The sequence below is a fragment of the Streptomyces sp. NPDC014907 genome (genome assembly GCF_055562975.1).
Map to the genome: position 1 here is coordinate 1 of NZ_JBVHEG010000009.1, position 20,624 is coordinate 20,624.

At 71.1% G+C, this 20,624-nt stretch carries 19 protein-coding genes; 13 read left to right on the forward strand and 6 right to left on the reverse strand.

Features of this window, described 5'->3' with window-relative positions; translation table 11 throughout:
• Positions 1-436 (forward strand): NADPH-dependent F420 reductase (locus tag ACZ3IL_RS22050; protein ID WP_467392505.1); only part of this gene is annotated, 436 nt, incomplete at its 5' end.
• Positions 437-681: 245 nt separating this feature from the next.
• Here ACZ3IL_RS22050 and ACZ3IL_RS22055 read toward each other — a convergent pair.
• Complete coding sequence (locus tag ACZ3IL_RS22055; protein WP_467392507.1) at positions 682-1,188, reverse strand: MarR family winged helix-turn-helix transcriptional regulator; 507 nt, start codon at positions 1,186-1,188, stop codon at positions 682-684.
• A 115-nt stretch (positions 1,189-1,303) separates the two neighbouring features.
• Between ACZ3IL_RS22055 and ACZ3IL_RS22060 the strand changes: the two genes are divergently transcribed.
• From ACZ3IL_RS22060 to ACZ3IL_RS22075, 4 genes are all read left to right on the forward strand, one after another.
• Positions 1,304-1,699: a nitroreductase family protein gene (locus tag ACZ3IL_RS22060; RefSeq protein ID WP_467392509.1), complete on the forward strand. Its 396-nt coding sequence runs from the start codon at positions 1,304-1,306 to the stop codon at positions 1,697-1,699.
• A gap of 263 nt (positions 1,700-1,962) precedes the next feature.
• A complete protein-coding gene (locus ACZ3IL_RS22065) occupies positions 1,963-3,105 on the forward strand; it encodes an MFS transporter (RefSeq protein ID WP_467392511.1) in 1,143 nt (380 codons plus the stop codon).
• A gap of 72 nt (positions 3,106-3,177) precedes the next feature.
• Positions 3,178-3,699, forward strand: coding sequence for a cupin domain-containing protein (locus ACZ3IL_RS22070; protein ID WP_467392513.1), 522 nt, complete (start codon positions 3,178-3,180; stop codon positions 3,697-3,699).
• On the forward strand, positions 3,696-4,097 hold the full coding sequence (locus tag ACZ3IL_RS22075; protein ID WP_467392515.1) for a VOC family protein: 402 nt from the start codon (positions 3,696-3,698) through the stop codon (positions 4,095-4,097). Before ACZ3IL_RS22070 ends, ACZ3IL_RS22075 begins: the two co-directional genes overlap by 4 nt.
• A gap of 1,265 nt (positions 4,098-5,362) precedes the next feature.
• Here the strand turns inward: ACZ3IL_RS22075 and ACZ3IL_RS22080 are convergent.
• Complete coding sequence (locus tag ACZ3IL_RS22080) at positions 5,363-6,394, reverse strand: helix-turn-helix domain-containing protein (protein ID WP_467392516.1); 1,032 nt, start codon at positions 6,392-6,394, stop codon at positions 5,363-5,365.
• A gap of 532 nt (positions 6,395-6,926) precedes the next feature.
• Here ACZ3IL_RS22080 and ACZ3IL_RS22085 point away from each other — a divergent pair.
• Positions 6,927-7,535, forward strand: a complete 609-nt coding sequence (locus ACZ3IL_RS22085) for a helix-turn-helix domain-containing protein (RefSeq protein WP_467392518.1) — start codon at positions 6,927-6,929, stop codon at positions 7,533-7,535.
• A 135-nt stretch (positions 7,536-7,670) separates the two neighbouring features.
• On the opposite strand, the gene ACZ3IL_RS22090 is transcribed toward ACZ3IL_RS22085, so the two are convergent.
• From ACZ3IL_RS22090 to ACZ3IL_RS22105, 4 genes are all read right to left on the reverse strand, one after another.
• Positions 7,671-9,035, reverse strand: a complete 1,365-nt coding sequence (locus ACZ3IL_RS22090; protein WP_467392520.1) for an NAD(P)/FAD-dependent oxidoreductase — start codon at positions 9,033-9,035, stop codon at positions 7,671-7,673.
• A 50-nt stretch (positions 9,036-9,085) separates the two neighbouring features.
• Positions 9,086-9,430 (reverse strand): hypothetical protein, encoded by a 345-nt coding sequence (locus tag ACZ3IL_RS22095; RefSeq protein WP_467392522.1) that lies wholly within the window; start codon positions 9,428-9,430, stop codon positions 9,086-9,088.
• Entirely contained in the window at positions 9,358-9,897 is a 540-nt protein-coding gene (locus ACZ3IL_RS22100) for a hypothetical protein (protein ID WP_467392523.1), read from the reverse strand. The genes ACZ3IL_RS22095 and ACZ3IL_RS22100 overlap by 73 nt, the downstream gene beginning before the upstream one ends.
• A 267-nt stretch (positions 9,898-10,164) precedes the next feature.
• A complete protein-coding gene (locus tag ACZ3IL_RS22105; protein WP_467392525.1) occupies positions 10,165-11,634 on the reverse strand; it encodes an APC family permease in 1,470 nt (489 codons plus the stop codon).
• 616 nt (positions 11,635-12,250) lie between these two features.
• On the opposite strand from ACZ3IL_RS22105, the gene ACZ3IL_RS22110 reads away from it, so the two are divergent.
• Genes ACZ3IL_RS22110 through ACZ3IL_RS22140 form a run of 7 tightly spaced genes read left to right on the forward strand, consistent with a single transcriptional unit; the run spans position 12,251 to position 20,597 of the window.
• Positions 12,251-13,786, forward strand: coding sequence for a flavin-containing monooxygenase (locus tag ACZ3IL_RS22110; RefSeq protein ID WP_467392527.1), 1,536 nt, complete (start codon positions 12,251-12,253; stop codon positions 13,784-13,786).
• Positions 13,779-14,714, forward strand: a complete 936-nt coding sequence (locus ACZ3IL_RS22115) for an alpha/beta fold hydrolase (RefSeq protein ID WP_467392529.1) — start codon at positions 13,779-13,781, stop codon at positions 14,712-14,714. Before ACZ3IL_RS22110 ends, ACZ3IL_RS22115 begins: the two co-directional genes overlap by 8 nt.
• Complete coding sequence (locus ACZ3IL_RS22120) at positions 14,698-16,092, forward strand: flavin monoamine oxidase family protein (protein WP_467392530.1); 1,395 nt, start codon at positions 14,698-14,700, stop codon at positions 16,090-16,092. The genes ACZ3IL_RS22115 and ACZ3IL_RS22120 overlap by 17 nt, the downstream gene beginning before the upstream one ends.
• A complete protein-coding gene (locus ACZ3IL_RS22125; RefSeq protein ID WP_467392532.1) occupies positions 16,089-16,793 on the forward strand; it encodes a transporter in 705 nt (234 codons plus the stop codon). Before ACZ3IL_RS22120 ends, ACZ3IL_RS22125 begins: the two co-directional genes overlap by 4 nt.
• 26 nt (positions 16,794-16,819) lie before the next feature.
• Positions 16,820-18,178, forward strand: a complete 1,359-nt coding sequence (locus tag ACZ3IL_RS22130; protein WP_467392534.1) for an NAD-dependent succinate-semialdehyde dehydrogenase — start codon at positions 16,820-16,822, stop codon at positions 18,176-18,178.
• Positions 18,179-18,207: 29 nt separating this feature from the next.
• Positions 18,208-19,323, forward strand: a complete 1,116-nt coding sequence (locus ACZ3IL_RS22135) for a Zn-dependent alcohol dehydrogenase (RefSeq protein WP_467392535.1) — start codon at positions 18,208-18,210, stop codon at positions 19,321-19,323.
• Positions 19,324-19,340: 17 nt separating this feature from the next.
• On the forward strand, positions 19,341-20,597 hold the full coding sequence (locus ACZ3IL_RS22140; RefSeq protein ID WP_467392537.1) for an aspartate aminotransferase family protein: 1,257 nt from the start codon (positions 19,341-19,343) through the stop codon (positions 20,595-20,597).
• Positions 20,598-20,624: the final 27 nt, after the last annotated feature.

A 20,624-nucleotide genomic window follows, 5' to 3' on the forward strand; every position in this document is an offset into this window, starting at 1 on the left:
CGGGGACCTGGCCCCCCTGCTCGCCGGACGGACGGTGATCGACTGCACCGTTCCCATGACGCCCGGCAAGGACGGCCCGGCCCCGACCACGGACGGCACCGCCTCCGTCGCCCGGCTCATCGCGGACGCCGCCCCCCGATCCCATGTCGTGAAGGCCTTCGGAATGTGCCACGAAAGCATCTGGACCCTGGACCGGCCCGCCTTCGAAGGAACCCCCCTGGCGGTCCCCTTCTGCACCGACCGGCCGGACGCCGCCACCCGGACGACGGAAATCATCACCTCCATGGGCTGCACGCCCCTGCCCTGCGGCGGCCTCGACCGCGCCGCCCTGCTGGAGGCCACCGCCGTCTTCGCCATCGGCGTCTGGTGGTCGGGCGCCGAAGCCCGCTTCGCGTTCCCCACCCCGGCCCTCGCCCCAGGGGCCATCGACGACTAGGACTTGTCCGGCCGATCTCGTAGGGGCCGTGATCGATGGGGTCCTGCCAGGCCCGCCGCGTCGCGCACGTGGGCACAACCGCGTTCCGGCGCGGGCACCCGGGAGTCGTCGCGTAACTCCGGACGCCGCTCGCCGGCGTCCGGTCCCCCGCTTGGCGGGAATCCCTCCGAGGCCGGGGTTCAGGACGCAAGCGGGTGACGAGTGCGGCGTTCTGTCGCGTCCCTCTCGCGACAACCGGATGGCCGTCATTCGACGGTGGTGTCGCCCAGAGCCTCGAGCACCTGCCGGAGGCCCCCGGCGGTCTCCTCGACCAAGCCGCGGTCCACACCGGCGAGCAGCCGCGCGTAATTCGCCAGATGGTCGGCGAAGGCGGCCCGGGCGACCTCGTGTCCGTGCTCGGTGAGGCGGATCTTGATGGTGCGCCGGTCGTCGCCTTCGCGCACCCGCTCGACCAGGCCCTTGGCCTCCATCTTGTCGATGCGGTTGGTGATCGCGCCGGAGGTCACCATGGACGCCTTGAGGAAGGCCCCGGCGGTGAGGGCGTACGGCGGCCCGGAGCGCTGCAGCGTGGTGAGAACGTCGAACTCGCCGTGCTCCACCCCGTGCGCGGCGGCCGTGGCTTTGGCGGACCTGTCGACCACTCTGGCCAGCCGCTGGATCCGGGCGAGGAGTTCCACCGGCCAGAGCTCCTCCGCCACATCGGGGCGCTCCTTGGTCCACTGACCGATGATCACGTCCACGGCATCGCTCATCGCCGCACTCCTCTCAATGGACATCTTCTCAACGTTGAGATGCTTGACGTTGAGAGAGTCGAGCTGCTTTTATCTCAACGTTGAGATTATCAAGGCTGAACGACAGGAGTACCCGATGTCCGCGCTCGCCCTCGATCCCGCCTCCCAGGACCTCCTCTTCCGTGAGGTCCGTACTGCGCACGCCTTCATCAGCGAGCCGGTGACCGAGGGGCAGGTCCGGGCGATCTACGACCTGCTCGAGTACGCCCCCACCGCCTGCGATCGGTCGCCGCCGAGGGTTGTCCCGGTCCGCTCGGACGAAGTCCGCGAGCGGCTCGTGCGGCACCTGACCGAGGGCAACCGGTCGAAGACCCCGGCCGCGCCGCTGGTCGCGATCCTTGCCGCCGACGAGGAGTTCCCGGACGGCGACCACACGCCGCTGACGGTCGTGGACATCGGCCGCCCCGGCGTGAGTGCCTGCCACCCGCGCGCGCCGCGGCTCGCCTACGACGAGGTCGTCACCACGGCCTGAGCGACCCGCTCCGCCGAAGTCCCCGGCCGCCCGGACGCCGGAGCCACAGAGCCCCGGACCGCCGAAGCCCCCGGGCCGCCCGGACGCCGGAGCCCCGGACCGTCCCCACGGCCTCGCTCCTCACCATGCCTTCCGTGTCAACCACCTCACCTCCCGGGGCCGTCATGTCTCTGCTCGACCGAACCCGCCCCCACCGCACCGGGCGAACACCGATCCCCGGTACCACGCAGGCATCACACCGAGTCCCGGTCGCATGGCTGGCATTGCTGGCCACTCCGCTCGCCGCGAGCGCCAACAGCCCTGTCCTGATCCTTCCCGACATGGCCGAGTCGTTCGGCATCCGTACGGCCACGGCGACCTGGCTCGTCACGGTCTTCGCCTGGGCCATGGCCGTCGGCACCCCGCTGATGGCGGGCCTGCTGCGCCGCCGCGGGCTGAGCGGCACGCTCCGGCTGAGCGCGAGCCTGATCGTGGCCGGCACCACGGTCGTCGCCGCGGCGCCCTGGCTGCCGCTGGTCATGGCGGGCCGGGCGGCCCAGGCGGTCGGCGGCGCGGGCCTGGTCACCGCGGCGATGAGCCTGGCGGGCACGGTCCGCCGCATGGGCGTGATCACGGCTGGTTTCGGAACGTTGGGCGCGGTCGGGCCGCTCCTCGGCTCCGCGATCGCGAACACGGCCTCCTGGCGGGCGTCCCTCGCCGTCGGCACGGTCGCGCTCCTCGCCGTGCCGGCCGTCGGGCACCGCGCCGATCTGTCCGCACCGCGGCAGAGCGGCCCCTTCGACGGCCGGGGCGCCGCCCTGCTGACCCTGACGGCGACGGCCCTGGTCCTCGTCCCGCGCTACCCGCTCCCGGCCGTGGCCGCCTCCTCGGTGACGGCCGCGCTGCTGGCCGCGCACATCCGGTACCACCCCACGGGCTTCGTCCCGGCATCGCTGCTGCGCACCAGGGCGTTCGTCCTCTCCGCCGCGCTCGCCTGCACCTTCGCGACGTCGTACTTCACGCTGCTCCTCATCGTCCCGCAGCTGCTGCGCGACCGTACCGGCTGGTCGACCGCCACGATCGGCACCGGTCAGCTCGTCGCCCTCCTCGCGGGCTCGGCGCTCTCCATGGCGCTGGCCGCCTCCTCGGCCCGGATGGGACGCCCGTGCCTCCTGGCCGTCCTGCTCACGGCCGGAGCCCTGGCTCCGCTCACCGCAGCGCTGAGTCCCTGGCCGCCGCTGCTCCTGCTGGTCGCGGCACTGGCCACCTTCACGGCGAGTGCGGGCCAGGCGGCGCTCGCGGTGTACGCGACCCGTGCCGCGCCGGCCGCTCAACGCCCCACGAACCTAGGGCTGTTCAACCTCTGCTACCAGCTCGGCGGCGCCTTCGGGCCGGCGATCGCGGCCCTGATCGCCCCGGGCGACTGAAACGTCCCTCGTCATGAGCGCGGGCCAACAACGACCTGCATGCCCCTCACTCACCATCCCAGGAGTACGACCATGAACAAGAAAAGCCCCGTCGCGTCCACGACCACGACTCCGCCCGCAGTGGTACTGACCCGCCACGCGGACGCCGAGACCTGTTCCGACCCGAGCAGCGTGATGACCCTGCTGGCCGATTCGGACGGCACCGCCGGCGGCTGCACGAGCTACCGATCCACCTTCGCAAAGGGCGCGACAGGGGCGCCGGCCCACTTCCACACCCGAGCAGCGGAACTGTTCTTCGTGATCAGCGGGTCTCTGCAGGTTCTGGTGGGCGACGAGATCACCGTCCTCGACGAAGGCGACTTCCTCTCGGTGCCGCCCGGCACCCCGCACGCCTTCGCCGCTGCCCCGGGCTGCGAGGCGGACGTCCTGTTCGTCTTCACCCCCGGCATGGACAGGTTCGACTACCTGCGCCTGCTCGGACGGGTGATGCGGGGCGAGGCGGACCCGAAGGAGATCGCCGAGTCCTCGGAGCGCTTCGACAACCACTACGTCGACAGTCCCGTCTGGCGCGCCGCCCTGGAGCGTTCCGCGTGATCGACTCCACGACCCGGGTCCGGGTGGCCCGGCCCTCGCGTGATCTCACCGCCGCGGAACGCTTCTACGTGGCGGGCCTGGGCCTGGAGGTCCTGTGGCGGACGACCGAGCGCGTGCCGGGCAAGCACGACCTCCTGATGCTCGGCCCGACCGGCGGCACCTGGCACTTCGAGCTGACACATGATCCGGACCACCCGCTGGAGCCGACCCCGACGGTGGACGACCTCTTCGTCGTCCACCTCGGCAAGCCGGTGGGCGAAACCCTGATCGGCCGTCTCGTGGCGGCCGGTGGCACCCGAAGCCACGCGCACAACCCGTACTGGGACGAACACGGGGTGACGATCACCGACCCGGACGGCTACCGCCCGGTGCTGTGCTCGCGCACTTGGGACATCTGAGCCCGCGCGGGTGAAGCGGCCCGCGGACGCGCGGACCTCGGTGGCGAAGGCCGGCGCGGAGGAACCCGCCCCGCGGCGAGCAGCCGGCCCGGCACGCGGGTCCCCCCAGGAGCGGACCAGAACGAGAGGGAGCACCGCGCCGAACACCGCCGGGCCGCCGCGGGGACGCCGCCGCGGCCTCGCGGAAGGTCTGCGACGGCGAGTTCTGGATCTTCTGCCGACGGTGGAATCGCGGACACGGACGGTGGTCCGGGTTCACCGTGGGGCCGGCCGGCCCGAGCTCCACGAGGTCGTTGGCAGCGCGCTGGACGTTCCGCCGGCTGACGCTCAGGCGCCGCGCGGCCCGGGGCCGTGAGCGACTCCTCGGGCACGGGGCGCCCCACGACCGCCACCGCGCCCGGTCCGTCGCCCACACGGCCTTTCCGCTCTCGGTGGTCAGCGCCACGCCAGTACGGGAGGGGCGAAGGGGCGTGGGGGCGCGGGTCTTCGGTCGGCACGGAACCAGCACGGAGTCGGCACCGCACCGTCAAGTCGTCCCGGACCAGGGCAAAAAGACAGCCGCTCCCCCAGCCCTTCCGGACCCTCCGGAAGGGGCAGGGAGGGGCCGTCATGGCGGCCGGGCGCACTCGTCCGCCGTGAACTGTGGTGGCCCGCCACATACGCCCCTGACCTGCCGCTTCCTACGGTGTGGCGACACCGAAACGTCCCCGCACTTGCCTGGAAGTCGTGCACATGGCCGCCGCAACACCCTCCCCACTCCGCCCAACTCCCTCAAGGAGATCGTCGCCGCCAGCCTCATCGGGACCACCGTCGAGTGGTACGACAACTCATTCGCTCAGAGCCATGACCTGCGGCTTTCCCCTCATTCACCCTCGGAAGTCAGCACCGGACCAGCACCGGAAAATCTCGTGCCGGGTGGCGAACGAAAGTGTGCCCACTCCGGACTGACTGCCAGCCTGACGATAGGCACCGAGAGAAGGAATCGCCTGGCGGTGTGTTCACCGGGCCCGGAGATCACGGGCCGGGAAGGTCGCGCGGCGGGTTCAGGGGCGCTCTGCGCCCGCATGCCGGCATGCGACGTCGGCCTCTGGGCGGCGGTGTCACCGTCGCCCCCGCCGTGGATCGCAGACGTTCCGGAAGGAATGCCACTGGCGGAGGCAGGCCGTCCGGGCGCCCGCGGGGTTCTGCCCGCCTTTCCCCGCCCCGCCCTTCCGGGCTCTTCCCCGAGCAAGGAAGCTCGAGCACCGCGGATGCGTGGTGTGAGCTCAGCTCGGAACGACCGTCACGATGTCAGGGGCGATGTCCAGCACCAGGAGCGCCGCCGCCACATGGGTCGGGTTCTCCTCCACCTTGACGGCCGAGAGCTCGTTGGCGCGTGAGACGCGCCGTTCGACGGTGTTGCGGTGCGCGTAGAGGTCGGCGGCCGCCCGGGTCGTACTGAAGCCGCACTGCACATAGGTGAGCAGTGCCTGTCGCAGGGCCGTGTCGGCTTCGGCCAATGGCCCCAGGGTGTTGACGACGAACCGGCGTGCGCCGGACCGGTCCTTCGTGAGCGCGTCGATCAGCTCGACGTCGGCGTAGGCGGTGAACCGCCGGTCGGAACCCAGCCGGATCACGAGCGCCTGCGCCGCGAGGGCGTCCTGGTGGCTGGAGCGGAATCCTTCGAGACCGCGTCCCGGCCTCCCCGCCGCCGCGCGGACCTCGTCGGTCGCCGCGAGGTCCTTCTCCACGTGGTGAAGGTCCGGGACGGTTTCCCCCGAGAGCCAGATCCACCGCGAAGTGGCGCTGGCGCGCGCCACCAGGGCGCTCCGGCCGCCGGCGGAGGAGCGGACGGCGGCGATCGCCTCGTCCAGGGCACCGGCCTGCTGGGGATCGTCGACCCAGAGGACGAGACCCACGTGCCACCGCGCCATCCGGTAGCGCAGGCGTCCTTCGGCGAGGTCCTCCGCCATCGGCGCCCCACTGGCGATCAGCTGGATCAGTGCGATCCCCTCGGCATCCGTGTTCCCCATCGCCGCGGCGAGGCCGGCTTGCCGCAGGGCCGCGACGGAGTCGAGGGCGTACTGCACCAGCGACTGCGCCGTCACGTCCAGGATCCCCACGAGAAGATCGGGGTCCGCGCAGTCCGCCACGCATTCCTCCAGCCATCGCCGCCAGCCGATCCCCAGGGCCACGCGCCAGGCACCGGCGAAGTCGGGCGCGATGCCCCGGGAGACGAGGTCGTTGATGTACGCCGTGGTCCTCGGACTGACGTAGGGCTCTACCCTCCGCCCCGGTTGCTGAACGTTTGCGGTCAACCACTGGACCACCTCGGAGCGGTTGAGCGCGCGATCCTCCTCGACCAGCGATGCGTCCGCGAGGAGAGCGGGATCGTTCTGGGCGACGAGAGAGGGCCTTGCGAAGGCGTCGATCAGGGCGTCCGTTTGCGTCAGCAGGCGCTGACACAGGGACCTGATCGCATCGGCGACCTCACGCGAGGGTGGGGGCCACAGCTCTTCCATGTTCTCAGTGTCCCTCTGCTCTCGGGGAGCCGAGGCTCCCGACGTGCCGTGTCCCAGACCGATGAAGGGCTCGTCGGCGGCCTGGCCGACGGCGAAGGCGTCGCCAGCCCTCCGCCACTGTTTACTCTCACTAAACGGCGGCAGATTTACCATGCTTCCGTCGGCACCACAAGGAGCTCGACACCATCGCCCCTCCCCTTCCGCAGGGGCGCACCGGCCGCCCCTGGTACGCATGCCTTAGCCTCGTGCCACGGAGAGGACTCGTCCGGGTCGGCCCGTCACCTGACAGGCACACGACCCCGGCCTCGGGACGGGCGGTGAACACACCATGTCCATCGGTGACGGCGGGACAGCAGACGGAGCGGAACGGGGCGCCGCCGCCCCCGAAGCGTCCACCGGCGCGCAGCTGCGGAAGATCAGGCTCGACCGCGGCTTGTCGTTGACGGAGGTCGCGCACCGGGCAGAGGTCACCAAGGGCTTTCTGAGCCAGTTGGAGCGTGGGCTCACCAGCGTGTCCGTCCCGACGCTGCTGCGCGTCTGCGAAGTGCTGCGGATCGGGGTCGGGGAGCTGTTCGCGTACCCCGACGAGCAGGTCGTGGACGGCGGAAGCCGGATCGGCATGGGCGGTGAGGGCGTGGCCGAGTACCTGCTCACGCCCGCCGGCACCACGGCGTTCCAGGTCTTCCGTTCCGTGATCGAGCCGGGCGGGGGCACCGGAGGCCCCTACCGGCTCGACACCGCCACGATCTTCGCGATGGGGCTGAGCGGCTCGACCCGTCTGATCGTCGGGGGCGAGACCCGGATGCTGCCGGAAGGGGCGTCCACGTCGTTCTCCGGCCAGACGCTTCACCAGTTCGACAATCCGGGTACGACGGTGAGCGAGGTCCTCTGGGTCCTGTCGCCTCCCCTGCCGCGCGCCGCGCGAGGGCCCGCCTAGATCCTGTCGTCGCATCCCGGGCCCGCGTCAGGAGTGGTGCGGGGGGGGCGGTGGCTGTTGCGCAGGACCCGGCGGTCTTGTCGTAGCGGGTGGCGATCTCACACCGCGTCGTGACGGAGCAGGCGTCGCCCGCCCTCAGGAACCCCCGCGCCTGCCACGGCGGAGCGCCCGCCGGGCCCGTGTCCTGCTGCCGTTGAAGAAGTCGTTGAACCGGTCCAGCCCCCAGACGGCCCGGAGGACGAACGGCTGCAACAGCAGCGACATCGACGGCGAGTACTTCGAGGCGTCCGACCAGATGCCGGCGAGGTCCTCCGGCATCTCGCCGTCGACGATGTAGTCGGCGAGCTGATGGGTCACGTACGGCACCTGGCAGAGACCGTGACCGTTGCAGGCCATCGCGTAGAAGACGTTGTCACCCACCTTCCCGGCGACCGACAGCCAGTCCGGGCTGATGCCGATCCAACCGCCCCAGGCCCGCTCGATGGCCACGTCGGACAGCGACGGGAACCGGTTGGCCAGGTCCTTTCCCATGTCCCGCACGACAGCGGGGTCCGGGACCCGGTCCGGGAGCGGGTAGGTCTGGCCTCGCTGCGCTTTGCGGACCCCGCAGACGATGGTGTTGCGCTCGGTGAGCCGGTAGTGGGTCATCAGCTGGTGCTGGGTGATGATGCCGGACCTACTGGTCCAGTCCAGTGCGGCGAGCCGCTCCGGCGCGATGGGTTCCGACTCGATCTCGATGACGTACAGCGGCGTCGCGAGGTTCTTGGGCGTGATGTCCCACTCGCCGCCGTAGACGCTGGTCGCGAGCAGCACCTTGTTGGCCCGTACGGTGCCGTGCGGTGTCGTGATCTCGACGATGCCGCCCGTGCGCCGGACATCGCTCACCCGCGACTGCTCGAAGACCCTGGCCGAGGAGGCGAGCAGCGCGCGGCGCACGCCACGGGCGAGCTTGCCCGGGTTCAGCATCCCCCCGATGGATTCCCGCATCCCGCCCACGAAGCCGGCGGGGAGGCCGAGCTCCTCCCTGCTGCCGACGGTCCCGCCCCCACCGAAGGCGCGCAGGATCGCCGCCTGGGTACGCACCCTGAGCATCATGAGGGGTGAGACCGCACCCCACACCAGGCCGTTCGCCACGTAGTCGCAGTCGATGTCGTGCCTCTTGATGAGGTCTTCCACATAGCGGCCCGCGTGCTCCGCCAGTTTGGCCATGACCGGCATCTTCTTCGGCGACTGGAGGCTGAGCATCCGCAGGTCGCCGCCCGGCGCCCCGGCGATCTGACCGCCGTTGCGCGAGGCCGAGCCGTAGCCGCAGAACTCGGCCTCCAGCAGGACTACGTCCTGGTCGCGCTCCGCGAGGCGCAGGGCGGCCGCCATGCCACCCATGCCGCCGCCGATGACGGCGATGTCGCAGGTGAGATCGCCGTCCAGCGCGGGCCGCACGTCGTCCGGCGGGTCGATCCAGCCGGTGAAGCTGGTGTACTTCGTGTTGTCGGTCCTCATGCTGTCCCGATCTCCTTCCAGGTGGGGCGTCCGCCCCACTTCGTGCTCTCTCAGTCCTGAGAAGTGGTGGCCCCGAGTGAGGCCCGGTCCGCTCGCCGCTCTCCCTTGGCCGCGACCGAACGGGCGGACAGGTCCCCCGTCGTCAGGAACCCGGGACGCGCCTCGACGACCGCGGTGGAGGCGTTGACCGCCGCCGCGACGGTGCTGAGGAAGGAATCGAAGCCCACGGAGGAACGGAGGTCGACGATCTGCTCCTCTCCGACGATCCGGTAGTCGTCGCCCGCGGCCGGCTCGAAGAACCCGAACGTGATCTCCAGATCGATCACCACCTCGCCCTTGAGCACGCCCCGGGCGGCGTGAGTGACCGCCGCGATCCGCCCCGGTTCGATGCGCATGTGGTCCCCGACGCGCGGCGAAGTCGCCACGACAGCGGGTTCGACCTCCGCCGGCGGATCCGCACGCTCTCCACACGCTGGGTCAGTGCGGTCAGGAGGAGAGGAAGGGTGTCCATCAGGACGCCCGGGTTCGCCCCGCTGCCCAGGACGGTCACGCCGTGCGCCTTCGCCGTGTCGTCGAGCCGCCGGGCCGGATCGGGGTGGCTCCGCCATGGATGGGCCGGCTCTTCGCAGATGCTCAGGACGTTGTACGAACGTTCCAGCAGCGGCAGCAGGACGTCGGCCGCCCCGTGCAGATCCGAGACGGTCGCCACGATCGCGAGGTCGGCGGCGGGCAGCTCGGCCGGGTCGCTCACGACGACGACACCGTTCGCGACGCCACCGAGGAGCACTCCGAGGTCGTGACCGACCACGCGGGGGTCCCGGTCCGCCGCTCCCACGATCTCCACGTCCGCGCGTCGCAGCAAGGAAGAGGCGATGGCCCGGCCAGTGGCACCGAGCCCCACCACGACAGTCCGATTCTTCAACGTCACTCCCCTGGGCGCCACGGTCGGCCCGCCCACGACACGGTGCTCGGCGGAACCGGACTTCGCCGGTGGCGGTTGCCTGGTATTCCACTGTCACGGGCAACGGGCGTGGTGAGAACGACACTGGGCACCGGCTTCCCCCGGGGACGGTGCACGGTGCACAGACCGGCCGCGCCCCTGCCGTTCGTGAGCTGACCGGCACGTCGCTCAGAGGCGCTCGTAGACAGCCGGCCGGCGCGCGCGCAGGACGAGGGCCTGCACCGCGCCGGCCACGGCCGAGAGGGCGACGAGGCCGCCGATCACCCAGGCACCCGTGGTGGTGCCGACGAGGAGCGGGAAGTTGGCGACCATCATGCAGACCACGCAGGCCAGGCCGAGGAAGGCGACGGCCGGGGCCACGACCGTCCGCCACACCGGCTGCCGTCCGTCGGCGCGCCGGAAGAAGCCGACGACGGCGAGGCTGGTGGCCGCCATCAGCAGGACGATGCCGAGCGTGGCGGCGCCGGAGAACCAGGTGTAGAGGTCCCCGATCGGGTCGAGGTCGAGCACGGCGACGACCACTGTGGTGACGAACGCGACCGCCGAGGCGACGCCCGAGGACGCCGACGGCGCGCGGTGCCGGGGGTGGACGACGCTCAGCGGCGCCGGAAGCGCGCCGGCCCGGGACAGCGCGAACTGGTAGCGCGTCACGACGTTGTGGAAGGCCAGTACGCAAGCGAACTGGCTTGTGATCAGCAGGAGCTGCATGGCGTCGGCCCAGACGGACCCCACGTAGCTCCGCGTCAGCGTGAGGACCAGGCCCTCGGGGTCGGCCTGCGCGGCTCCGACCACCGAGTCGACGCCGGCCCCCACCACGATCGCCCACACGGTGAACGAGTAGAAGGCTCCGATCACCAGGATCGCGACGTACGTCGCCCGCGGGACCGTGACGTCGGGGTCCTTCGCCTCGTGGCGGAACACGGCCGTCGCCTCGAAGCCGATGAACCCGAAGAGGGCGAACATGACGCCGAGGCCCAGGGAGCCGGTGCCCACGATCGAGGGTGACACCGGCTCGGCCGTCAGGCCGTGGGCGCCGCCGTGGCCCACGATGCCGAGGTCCAGGACCAGGAGCAGCAGGAATTCCAGCACCAGCACGGCACCGAGCACCTTGGCGCTCAGCTCGATGTCGCGGTAGCCGAGGAAGGCGATGACGCCCAGCGAGACGAGTGCCCAGACCCACCACGGGGAGCCGACGTCGGCGTACCGCTCGATGACGTTGCTCGTCGCGACCCCGACGTAGGCGTTCACCCCGACGAGAAGCAGCGTGTAGGAGAAGAGCGCGAGGGTCGCGGCCGAGAGGCCGGGTATGCGGCCGAGCCCCGCCCGGACGTAGGCGTAGAAGGCGCCCGCGTCGCGTACCCGTCCGGCCATCAGCGTGAAGCCGACCGCGAAGACCAGCAGCAGCACGGTGGACAGCGCGAAGTACAGCGGCATCCCCGGGCTGCCGCTCACGGCGAAGGCGAGCGGCACCCCGCCGGCCACGAGGCCGAGCGGTGCCGCAGCGGCGACGACCATGAACACGATCTGCGACACGCCGAGCCCACGGTGGAGCGGGTTGCCCGCTCCCGCTTCACCGCCGGGTGCTTCGGCGTGCCCTGTTCTGGAGAGGTCGGTCATCGCGATCACCTTTCGGCTCATGGGCCGGTACCGGCTCGTCATGGGTGGGTGAAGGGGTGCGTGAAGGTGCGCCTGCGCGAACGAACGGGTGCGGGTCCCTCGCGGTGGCTGGGCCGGAGCGGCAGGAGGTGGTTCCTCCCGCCCGAGAAGACGTGGCCCCGTGCGGGTTCCGGGTCACCGGCCGCTTCCGCTCGGCCGCGATCGCGGGAGCGACGGCGGCGATCGCGGGAGTGACGGCGGCGGTCCCTCTGCGGCTCGATACGCCTGTGGGCCCTGCTACGCGGCGAGGTCGTGACGACAGCGGGTTCGACCTCTGCACACGACCCCGACCCCGACCCCGCTGTTTAGTACCACTAAACAGCGGGTGCAAACCTCTACCACCCCGCTCTTGCTCCCGCGATGGTGCGCCAGCAAGACGCCGCTGGACGGCCGTCTCCGGCCGCCCTCCCGGAAGGGCCGGGCCGCGGGCTCGGTCGGGGCCCCCGCCCGAACGTCGGACACCGTAGGGGCGCAGCGGCCCGGCCCGCCTGTGCATCGTGCACCGAGCCCCGGCGAAGGAGGTGCCCGCTGTCGTTCTCGCAAGCGGTCCTGGCTGGCGACAGTGAGGCAACCGCCACAGGAACAGCGAGGAAACGCCATGACAGCTGAGGTGTTGGACGCCGTCGAGGAGTTCGACGTGGTGATCATCGGAGCCGGGATCTCCGGGATCGGCGCGGCCACCTATTTCAGCCGGGAGCTGCCCGACAAGTCGCTCGCCGTACTGGAAGCGCGCGACGACATCGGAGGCACGTGGGACCTGTTCCGCTACCCCGGCATCCGCTCGGACTCCGACCTCCACACGTTCGGATACGCGTTCAAGCCCTGGCGCCACGAAGCCGCGATCGCCGACGCCCCCCTCATCAAGGAGTACCTCCACGAGACCGTCGAGGAGAACGGCCTGGAGCGCGTCCTCAGGCTCGGCCACCGGGTCGTCCGCGCGGAGTGGTCCACGGCGGACGCACGGTGGACCCTCACCGTCCAGACGTCGGACCCCGCGACGGGAGCGACCCGGACCAGGACGATCCACGCGGGATGGGTCTTCGCCGCCACCGGCTACTACCGGTACGACGAGGGGTTCTCCCCGGAGTTCCAGGGACGGGACGAGTTCGAGGGCCAGATCGTCCATCCGCAGCACTGGCCCGAGGGACTCGACTACAGCGACAAGAAGGTCGTCGTCATCGGCAGCGGCGCGACCGCGATCACTCTGGTGCCGGCCATGACCACCGGGGCGGGCGCCGCCCGGCACGTGACGATGCTGCAGCGCACCCCCACCTACGTCATGGCGCTCCCCCGCGTCGACAAGGTCGCCCTGGCGCTCACGAAGCTGCTCGGGGAAGAGCGCGGGTACGCCGTGACGCGGTTCAAGAACATCTGGACCGAACACGCCGTCGTGAAGGGCCTGCGGACCTTCCCCAAGGCAGGACGGGCCTTCATCCGGCGCGAGAACGTCAAGCGCCTTCCCAAGGGGTTCGACGTCGACAAGCACTTCAACCCGCCGTACGACCCGTGGGACCAGCGGGTGTGCGTGGCACCGAACGGCGACTTCTTCGACGCGATCAAGGACGGAAGGGCCTCCGTCGTCACCGACGCCGTGGCGCGGTTCAGCAAGCGCGGAGTCGTCCTGGCGTCGGGTGAGGAGCTGGAAGCCGACATCATCGTCACCGCGACGGGGCTGAACCTTCGGCTCTTCGACGGCATGCCCCTCGTGGTCGACGGGCACCAGGTCGACATCGCGGACGCGCTCTGTTACCGCGGCATGCTGCTGAGCGGGATGCCGAACTGGGCGATGGCGATCGGCTACACCACCTCGTCCTGGACGCTCAAGGTGAGCCTGATGTGCCGTTACTTCATCGACCTCGTCAGGCACATGGACGCCCGGGGATACGACACGGTGGTCCCGGTCGCACCGCCGGGGACGAACCGCAGGCCCGTCATGGACCTCCAGGCCGGATACGCCAAGCGCGGCGAGAAGCTCCTGCCCAAGCAGGGACCCGAGAAGCCCTGGCGGATGGCGATGTCCTACCCCGAGGACGCCAGGGCGCTGCGCGGCCCGGTGGCCGACGAGAACCTCCGGTTCGGCACCCGCCGGGCGGCCGCGCCGGCGTCCGACGGGAGGCGAACCACCCGTGCCTGAGACGAGCGCCGTCGAGAGCGCCGACCAGTACGCGACCCTGCCGTCCGGGATGACGATCTGCTTCCGGGACCACGGAGACAAGAACGCCCCCGCGATGCTGCTCATCGCGGGACTGGGCGAAGACCTCACCTTCTGGACCGACCCGTTCGTCGGTTCCCTCGTCGCCCACGGTTTCCGGGTCGTCGCGATCGACAACCGTGACGTCGGCCAGTCGACGTTCGTCGCCGCGCCCCCTCCCGGGCTCTGGCGTCAGATCGCCGCGCGTCCGCGCGGCGACGCGTACACGCTGGCCGACATGGCCCAGGACGCCGTCGGCGTACTCGACCATCTCGGGATCGCGCGGGTGCACCTGGTCGGGCGGTCGATGGGAGGGATGATCGCGCAGACGATCGCGGCCACGGCGCCCGAGCGGGTCCTGTCGCTGACCTCCCTCTACTCCACGACCGGGGCGCGCAAGGTCGGTCAGCCCGCTCTGTCGACGATCAGACTCCTCGCCGCCCCGCCCGCGAGGAACAGAACCGCGGCGGTCCGTGCCCACCTGAGGCTCACCCGGCACGTCGCCGGAATGGGCCATCCCATCGACGACGCGGCCGAGGCGGCCATCGCGGCGCGCGGCTGGGACCGCAGCGCCGGCGACCCGGCGGCCGGCACGGCACGCCAGATCCAGGCCATCCAGCGCTCCGGGGACCGGACGGCCCAGCTGAGCCGGATCACCGCCCCGACGCTGGTCATCCACGGCGACCGGGATCCACTGGTGAACCCGAGCGGCGGCGCCGCGACGGTCCAGGCGATCCGCTCGGCACAGCACGTGGTCATTCCCGGCATGGGCCATCACCTCCCCGAGTCCCTCGTCGGCCCCGTCACGACCTACATCGCGCAGCACGCGAACCGCGTGGGTGAAGGAGGCAGCCATGTCCGGATCTCGTGAGCCCCGCTCCGGGAGCACCACGGTCGACGTCGTGGTCGTCGGTGCCGGTTTCGCCGGTCTGAGCGCGGCGGAGCGACTGGTGGGCACGGGGCGGTCCGTCCTGGTCGTGGAAGGCCGCGACCGCGTCGGAGGCCGCTCGCTCTCCGGCGAGGTGGCCGGCGTGAAGGTCGACCTCGGAGCGACGTGGGTGGCCCGGCGCCACACCGCCGTCCGGGACCTCGCGAGCCGGGTGGGGTGCACCACCACCGACCAGTTCGCCCAGGGCCGCAACGTGCTGTGGATGGCGGGCCGGCGCCGCACCTACAGCGGCACCATTCCCAAGGTCTCCCCCGCGGCCCTGGTGGACATGGCGCGCATGCAGGCGGCGGTGAACAAGCTGGTCGCGACCGTCGACGTGGACGCGGCGTGGGAGACGCCGGGGGCCGGCCGGCTCGACGCCGTCTCGTTCGGCGAGTGGCTCGACCGGAAGAACGCGCTGCCCGGCACCCGTGCGCTGATGACCGTCATCAGCAAGGTGCAGTGGGGCTGCACCCCGGGAGACGTCTCCCTGCTGCACGCACTGCGCTACATCCGCTCGGCGGGCGGGCTCGACCACATGCTGGACGTCGAGGGCGGCCAGCAGCAGGACCGGATCGTCGAGACCACCCAGGAGATCGCCCAGCGGGTGGCGGAGCGGCTCGGCGACCGCGTGCGCCTGGAGACGCCGGTGCGCCGCATCGCGCAGGACGACGACGGCGTCACCGTCCGCACCGACTCCGGCGAGATCCGGGCCCGGTACGCGATCGTCACGGCCTCGCCGGCGCACCGCGCCGCCATCGCCTTCGAGCCCGCCCTGTCCGAGCAGGGCGAAGGGCTCACGCGGACCTGGCGCATGGGCGTGCTGAGCAAGGCGTTCGTGGCCTACGAGAGGCCGTTCTGGAGGGCGGAGGGATGCTCCGGCGAGGCGGTGACCGACACCGGAACCGTGTTCATCACCTTCGACGTGTCCCCCGCTCACGGCGGGCCGGGCGTCCTGATGGCCTTCTGCGATCCGCGCGTCTTCGACGGCTTCGGCCCCGGGGCCCGGCGCGACCGGGTGGTCCGGCAGCTCGCCGACCTCTACGGTCCGCAGGCGCTCACCCCGATCGACTACGTGGACCACTGCTGGGGAGCGGAGCCCTTCGCCCCGGGAGGCCCCAACCCCGCCGTCGCCCCCTACGCGACCACGAGCTTCGGCAAGGCGCTGGGCGAGCCCCACGGGCGCGTCCACTGGGCGGGCTCCGAAACCGCCGGCGAATGGGCCGGAACCATGAACGGCGCGGTTCTGACGGGCCAGCGCACCGCCGAGAGCGTCCTCACCCTGCTGACTCGCGACGTCCGAGAGGGGGCGTCCCGATGAAGGAGACGCTGTTCCTGCTGGCCGACCTGTGGATGATCTTCGCCGGTTACTTCTACGGCTGGAAATTCATCCGCCGCTACGGCAACCACCTCCTGGGTCTCGAGTGGATGGTCGTCGCGACGTCGGGCACCAACTTCCTGCTCTGGTCGCTGCTCGGGGCCAAGAGCGACAGCGTCCTGTACGACGTGGCGTACTTCTTCGACGCGTTCTCCAGGTCGGTCGGCATCACCCTCATCCTGGTCCTGGGCCTGATGAAGGTCACCCATCGCTACAAGCCGAGCCGCGGCGTCGACGTCGCCGTGTTCGGGGTCGCGATCGTGGCCGCCCTGTTCCTCCGCCCCTTCCACGGCGCGGATCTCCACACCGACCGCGGCGCGTTCTGGGTCTCCGTGTTCTACGTCGTCGTCAACCTCCTCACGACCGTGTTCCTCTGCTACTTCGTCAAACGGCTCTGGAGCGCGGGCGCGAGGTGGCCGGCGGTCTGGACCGGACTGGCCACGGCCGCCGGGACCACCATCGCGATCACGTACGACTTCTTCCCCCTGCCGTTCGACGACGCGAACCGCACGGTCTTCTACACCGCCGCGCTGGCGACCTGGGGCACCCAGGGATTCGTCTACTTCCGCGCCTACCGCGCGCTGCACGACCGCAACGCGGCCTTGGACCCGTACCCGGCCCGCACGGCCGGGGCCCCCGCATGAACCCGAATCACGGCGAAGGAGTCAGCATGGCGAAGAGGCACGTGTACGCGGTGGTGGACCCCGCCACCGGCAAGCTGGTCAAGGAGTACCCCACCGCGACGGACGAGACCGTCGACGCGGCGCTCGACGCGGCGGCGAACGCCTACCCGCACTGGTCGAGGCAGACCTCCGTGGCACAGCGCGCCCGGCTGTTGCACACCGTCGCCACCCTGCACGACGAGCGCAGCCGGGAGCTCGCCGAGATCATCCACCGGGAGATGGGCAAGCCGGTGGACGAGGCCGTCGGGGAGGTCGAGTTCAGTGCCTCGATCTACCGGTACTACGCCGAGAACGCGGAGAAGTTCCTCACTGACGAGCCGATCGAGCTCCTGGAGGGCGAGGGCACCGCCTTCGTCCGCCGCCGGCCGGTCGGCGTGCTGCTCGGGATCATGCCCTGGAACTACCCGTACTACCAGGTGGCCCGGTTCGCCGCGCCCAACCTCGCGCTGGGCAACACCATCGTGCTCAAGCACGCGTCGCAGTGTCCGGAGTCGTCCGCGGCTCTCCAGGAGCTGTTCACGGACGCCGGCTTCCCCCAGGGCTGCTACGTCAACGTCCGCGCCACCGGGGAGCAGATCGGCCGCGCCATCGCGGACCCCCGCGTGCAGGGCGTCTCCTTCACCGGTTCGGAGCGGGCCGGCGCGGAGGTCGCCGAGAAGGCCGGACGCAGCCTCAAGAAGGTGGTGCTCGAACTGGGCGGCTCGGACCCGTTCATCGTGCTGTCGACCGACGACCTCGACGCCACGGTCCGGGCGGCGGTCGAGGCGCGGTTCGAGAACGCCGGGCAGGCGTGCAACGCCGGGAAGCGCTTCATCGTCGCCGAGGACCTCTACGACGCCTTCCTCGACAGGTTCACCGAGAAGGTGCTCGCGCTGACCGACGGACTGGCGCCGCTCTCCTCGGTCGCCGCCGCCGAGTACGTCGAGGAGCAGGTCGGGCGAGCCGTCGACGAGGGGGCGACCTTCGTCTCCGCACGGCAGCGCGAGGGGGCGTACTTCCCGCCCGGCGTGCTGACGGGCCTCTCCCCGGCGTCGCCGTCGGCCGCCGAGGAGCTCTTCGGTCCCGTCGCGACCGTCTACCGGGTCGGTTCCGAGGACGAGGCCGTCGAGCTGGCGAACGACACGCCGTACGGGCTTGGCTCCTACGTGTTCACGACGGACGCCGAGCAGGCGCTGCGCGTCGCCGACAGGATCGAGGCCGGCATGGTCTTCATCAACGGCGTCGGCCTCGAAGGCGCGGAACTGCCCTTCGGTGGCGTCAAGTTGTCCGGTTTCGGCCGCGAGCTGGGGCGGGCGGGCATCGACGAGTTCGCCAACAAGAAGCTCATCCGCACCGCTCGGACGTGACCGCCCCACACCACGGAAGGAAGACCTTCATGACGATCGAGTTCGACGCCGCCGTCTTCAGGACGCCGAACGAACCGCTGACCGTCGAGCGGGTGACGATCCCCTCGACGCCTCCGCCCGGCGAGGTGCTCGTGCGGCTCCGGGCGAGCGGGGTGTGCCACAGCGACTTCCACGTCCTCCTGGGCGAATGGGAGGTTCCTACGCCGATGATCCTCGGCCATGAGGGAGCCGGGATCGTCGAGGGCGTCGGCGAGGGCGTCACGACGCTCAAGAAGGGCGACCACGTCGTGCTGTCCTGGACGCCCTCGTGTCGCCGCTGCCGTTACTGCGTCAGCGGCAGGCCCGTCCTCTGCGACATGGTGAGCGAGCACTCGGCGAACCACCTGTCGTTCGACGGCCGGCCCCGGATCACGTCCGCCGGCGGGGACGACGTCCTCAGCTTCGCGGGCCTCGGAACGTTCGGCGAATACGCCCTCGTGCCCGAGTCGGGTGCGATCGCCGTCCGGGACGACGCCCCGTTCCCGCAGGCGGCTCTGGTCGGATGCGCCGTCACGACCGGTGTCGGCGCGGCCGTCAACACCGCCAAGGTGCGGCCGAGCGACACCGTACTGGTCCTCGGCTGCGGCGGCGTCGGCCTGAACGCGGTCCAGGGGGCCCGGCTCGCCGGCGCACGGAAGATCATCGCCGCGGACATCTCCGACGAGAAGCTGGAGCAGGCGCGCACCTTCGGCGCGACCGACCTGGTCAACAACGGCCGCGAGGACTTCGCGGACCGGGTGCGACAGCTCACCGACGGACGCGGTGTGGAGATCGCCATCGAGGCCATCGGGCTGCCCCGCACCATCGAGGCGGCCTACGAGGTCCTGGCCCGGGGCGGCACGGCGGTGGTCGCCGGGCAGGTGGCGGACGGCCTGAAGGTCTCCATCGACCCCTTCGTCATGTCCGATCAGGAGCTCTCGCTCATCGGCTCGAACTACGGCTCCAGCAAGCCCGCTTCCGACTTCCCGCTGCTGATCGACCACTACATGAACGACCGCATCGACCTCGACTCCCTGGTGACGAGCGTGATCGGTCTGCAGGACGTCAACGAGGCGTTCGACCGGATGAAGCGCGGCATCGGCATCCGCTCGGTGATCACGTACTGAAAGGCAGGGGCGATCTCATGGCCCTGGAATCATCCCGCTCGGCCTTCGAGCGAGCCCGCCGCAGCGTCGGCGGGGGTGTGGGGTCGGGCCTGCGCGCCGCGATGCCACCCCATCCGCTCTTCGTGCGCGAGGCGCGGGGCGCGCACGTCTGGGACCTGGACGGCGACCGGTACGTCGACTACGTGATGGCCTGGGGGCCGCTCCTCCTCGGTCACGGTGACCCGCGCGTGCTGTCAGCGGTGTCCGAGGTCGCGACGAAGATGCAGGTCGTCGGCACCGGCCACCCGCTGGAGTACCTCGCGGCGGAAGCGGTCCTCGAGGCCGTGCCGCACGGCGAGCGGCTGCTGTGGAGCAACACGGGGACCGAGGCGGTGCAGGTGGCGCTGCGCCTCGCGCGCGCCGCCACCGGGCGGCGCCGCGTCCTCAAGTTCGCCAAGAGCTACCACGGCTGGCACGACACCGTGTACGCCGGGATGTCCGAGGACGACTGCGACCGCCCCGCCACCCCCGGTGGGGCGGGGCAGTCGGCCAGCGTCCTCGACGACCTGGTCGTGGCGCGCTTCAACGACGTGCGGCTGGCCGAGCGCTTGCTGAGCGAGGCCGTCGAGCGCGACATCGCGGCCGTGCTCGTCGACCCGGTGATGAGCAACGCGGGCGTCGAAGCACCCTCACCGCAGTTCCTGTCGACGCTGCGGGCCCTCTGCGACCGGCACGGCGTCGTCCTCGTCTTCGACGAGGTGATAGCCGGATTCCGGATCGCCCGGGGCGGGGCGGCCGAGAAGTACGGCGTCCTTCCCGACCTGTCCGTCTTCGGGAAGGCGATGGCCGGCGGCTTCACCCAGAGCGCCGTCGTAGGCCGGTCCGATCTGATCGACCAGGTGACGTCCGGGGTCGTGCACGCCGGAACCTTCAACGCCAACCCGGTCGCACTGGCGGCCGTCGCGGCGACGATGCGCGTCCTGGCCGACCCCGAGGTCTACGAGCAACTCGAACGGATCTCGTCCGAGTTCGAAGCCCTCGTCGGCGCCGTTCTCGGTTCGTCGCCCGACTTCGGCGGCCTCAACCGGGTCGGCTCGCTCCTCCAGTACGTCCCCGCCGGGGGCACGACGGGGCTTCACGGAACGAGCGGGCTCTGGGCGGTGATCCTCGAAGGGATGCTGCGGCAGGGCTTCCTGTTCATGCCGTCCGGCAAGGTCTTCCTCAGCACGGCGCACACCACCGCCGACGTCGAGGCGACGGCCGAGGCCCTCGACCGGCTCCTGCGGAAGTTGTGACGCCCGCATCGAGTCACGCGTTACCCC

Coding starts and splice junctions, on each gene's coding strand:
- ACZ3IL_RS22125 (WP_467392532.1), top strand. CDS start 16,089: ATGAAGGAGACGCTGTTCCTGCTGGCCGACCTGTGGATGATCTTCGCC.
- ACZ3IL_RS22070 (WP_467392513.1), top strand. CDS start 3,178: ATGAACAAGAAAAGCCCCGTCGCGTCCACGACCACGACTCCGCCCGCA.
- ACZ3IL_RS22110 (WP_467392527.1), top strand. CDS start 12,251: ATGACAGCTGAGGTGTTGGACGCCGTCGAGGAGTTCGACGTGGTGATC.
- ACZ3IL_RS22130 (WP_467392534.1), top strand. CDS start 16,820: ATGGCGAAGAGGCACGTGTACGCGGTGGTGGACCCCGCCACCGGCAAG.
- ACZ3IL_RS22140 (WP_467392537.1), top strand. CDS start 19,341: ATGGCCCTGGAATCATCCCGCTCGGCCTTCGAGCGAGCCCGCCGCAGC.
- ACZ3IL_RS22085 (WP_467392518.1), top strand. CDS start 6,927: ATGTCCATCGGTGACGGCGGGACAGCAGACGGAGCGGAACGGGGCGCC.
- ACZ3IL_RS22120 (WP_467392530.1), top strand. CDS start 14,698: ATGTCCGGATCTCGTGAGCCCCGCTCCGGGAGCACCACGGTCGACGTC.
- ACZ3IL_RS22055 (WP_467392507.1), bottom strand. CDS start 1,188: ATGAGCGATGCCGTGGACGTGATCATCGGTCAGTGGACCAAGGAGCGC.
- ACZ3IL_RS22095 (WP_467392522.1), bottom strand. CDS start 9,430: ATGCGCATCGAACCGGGGCGGATCGCGGCGGTCACTCACGCCGCCCGG.
- ACZ3IL_RS22060 (WP_467392509.1), top strand. CDS start 1,304: ATGTCCGCGCTCGCCCTCGATCCCGCCTCCCAGGACCTCCTCTTCCGT.
- ACZ3IL_RS22135 (WP_467392535.1), top strand. CDS start 18,208: ATGACGATCGAGTTCGACGCCGCCGTCTTCAGGACGCCGAACGAACCG.
- ACZ3IL_RS22105 (WP_467392525.1), bottom strand. CDS start 11,634: ATGAGCCGAAAGGTGATCGCGATGACCGACCTCTCCAGAACAGGGCAC.
- ACZ3IL_RS22090 (WP_467392520.1), bottom strand. CDS start 9,035: ATGAGGACCGACAACACGAAGTACACCAGCTTCACCGGCTGGATCGAC.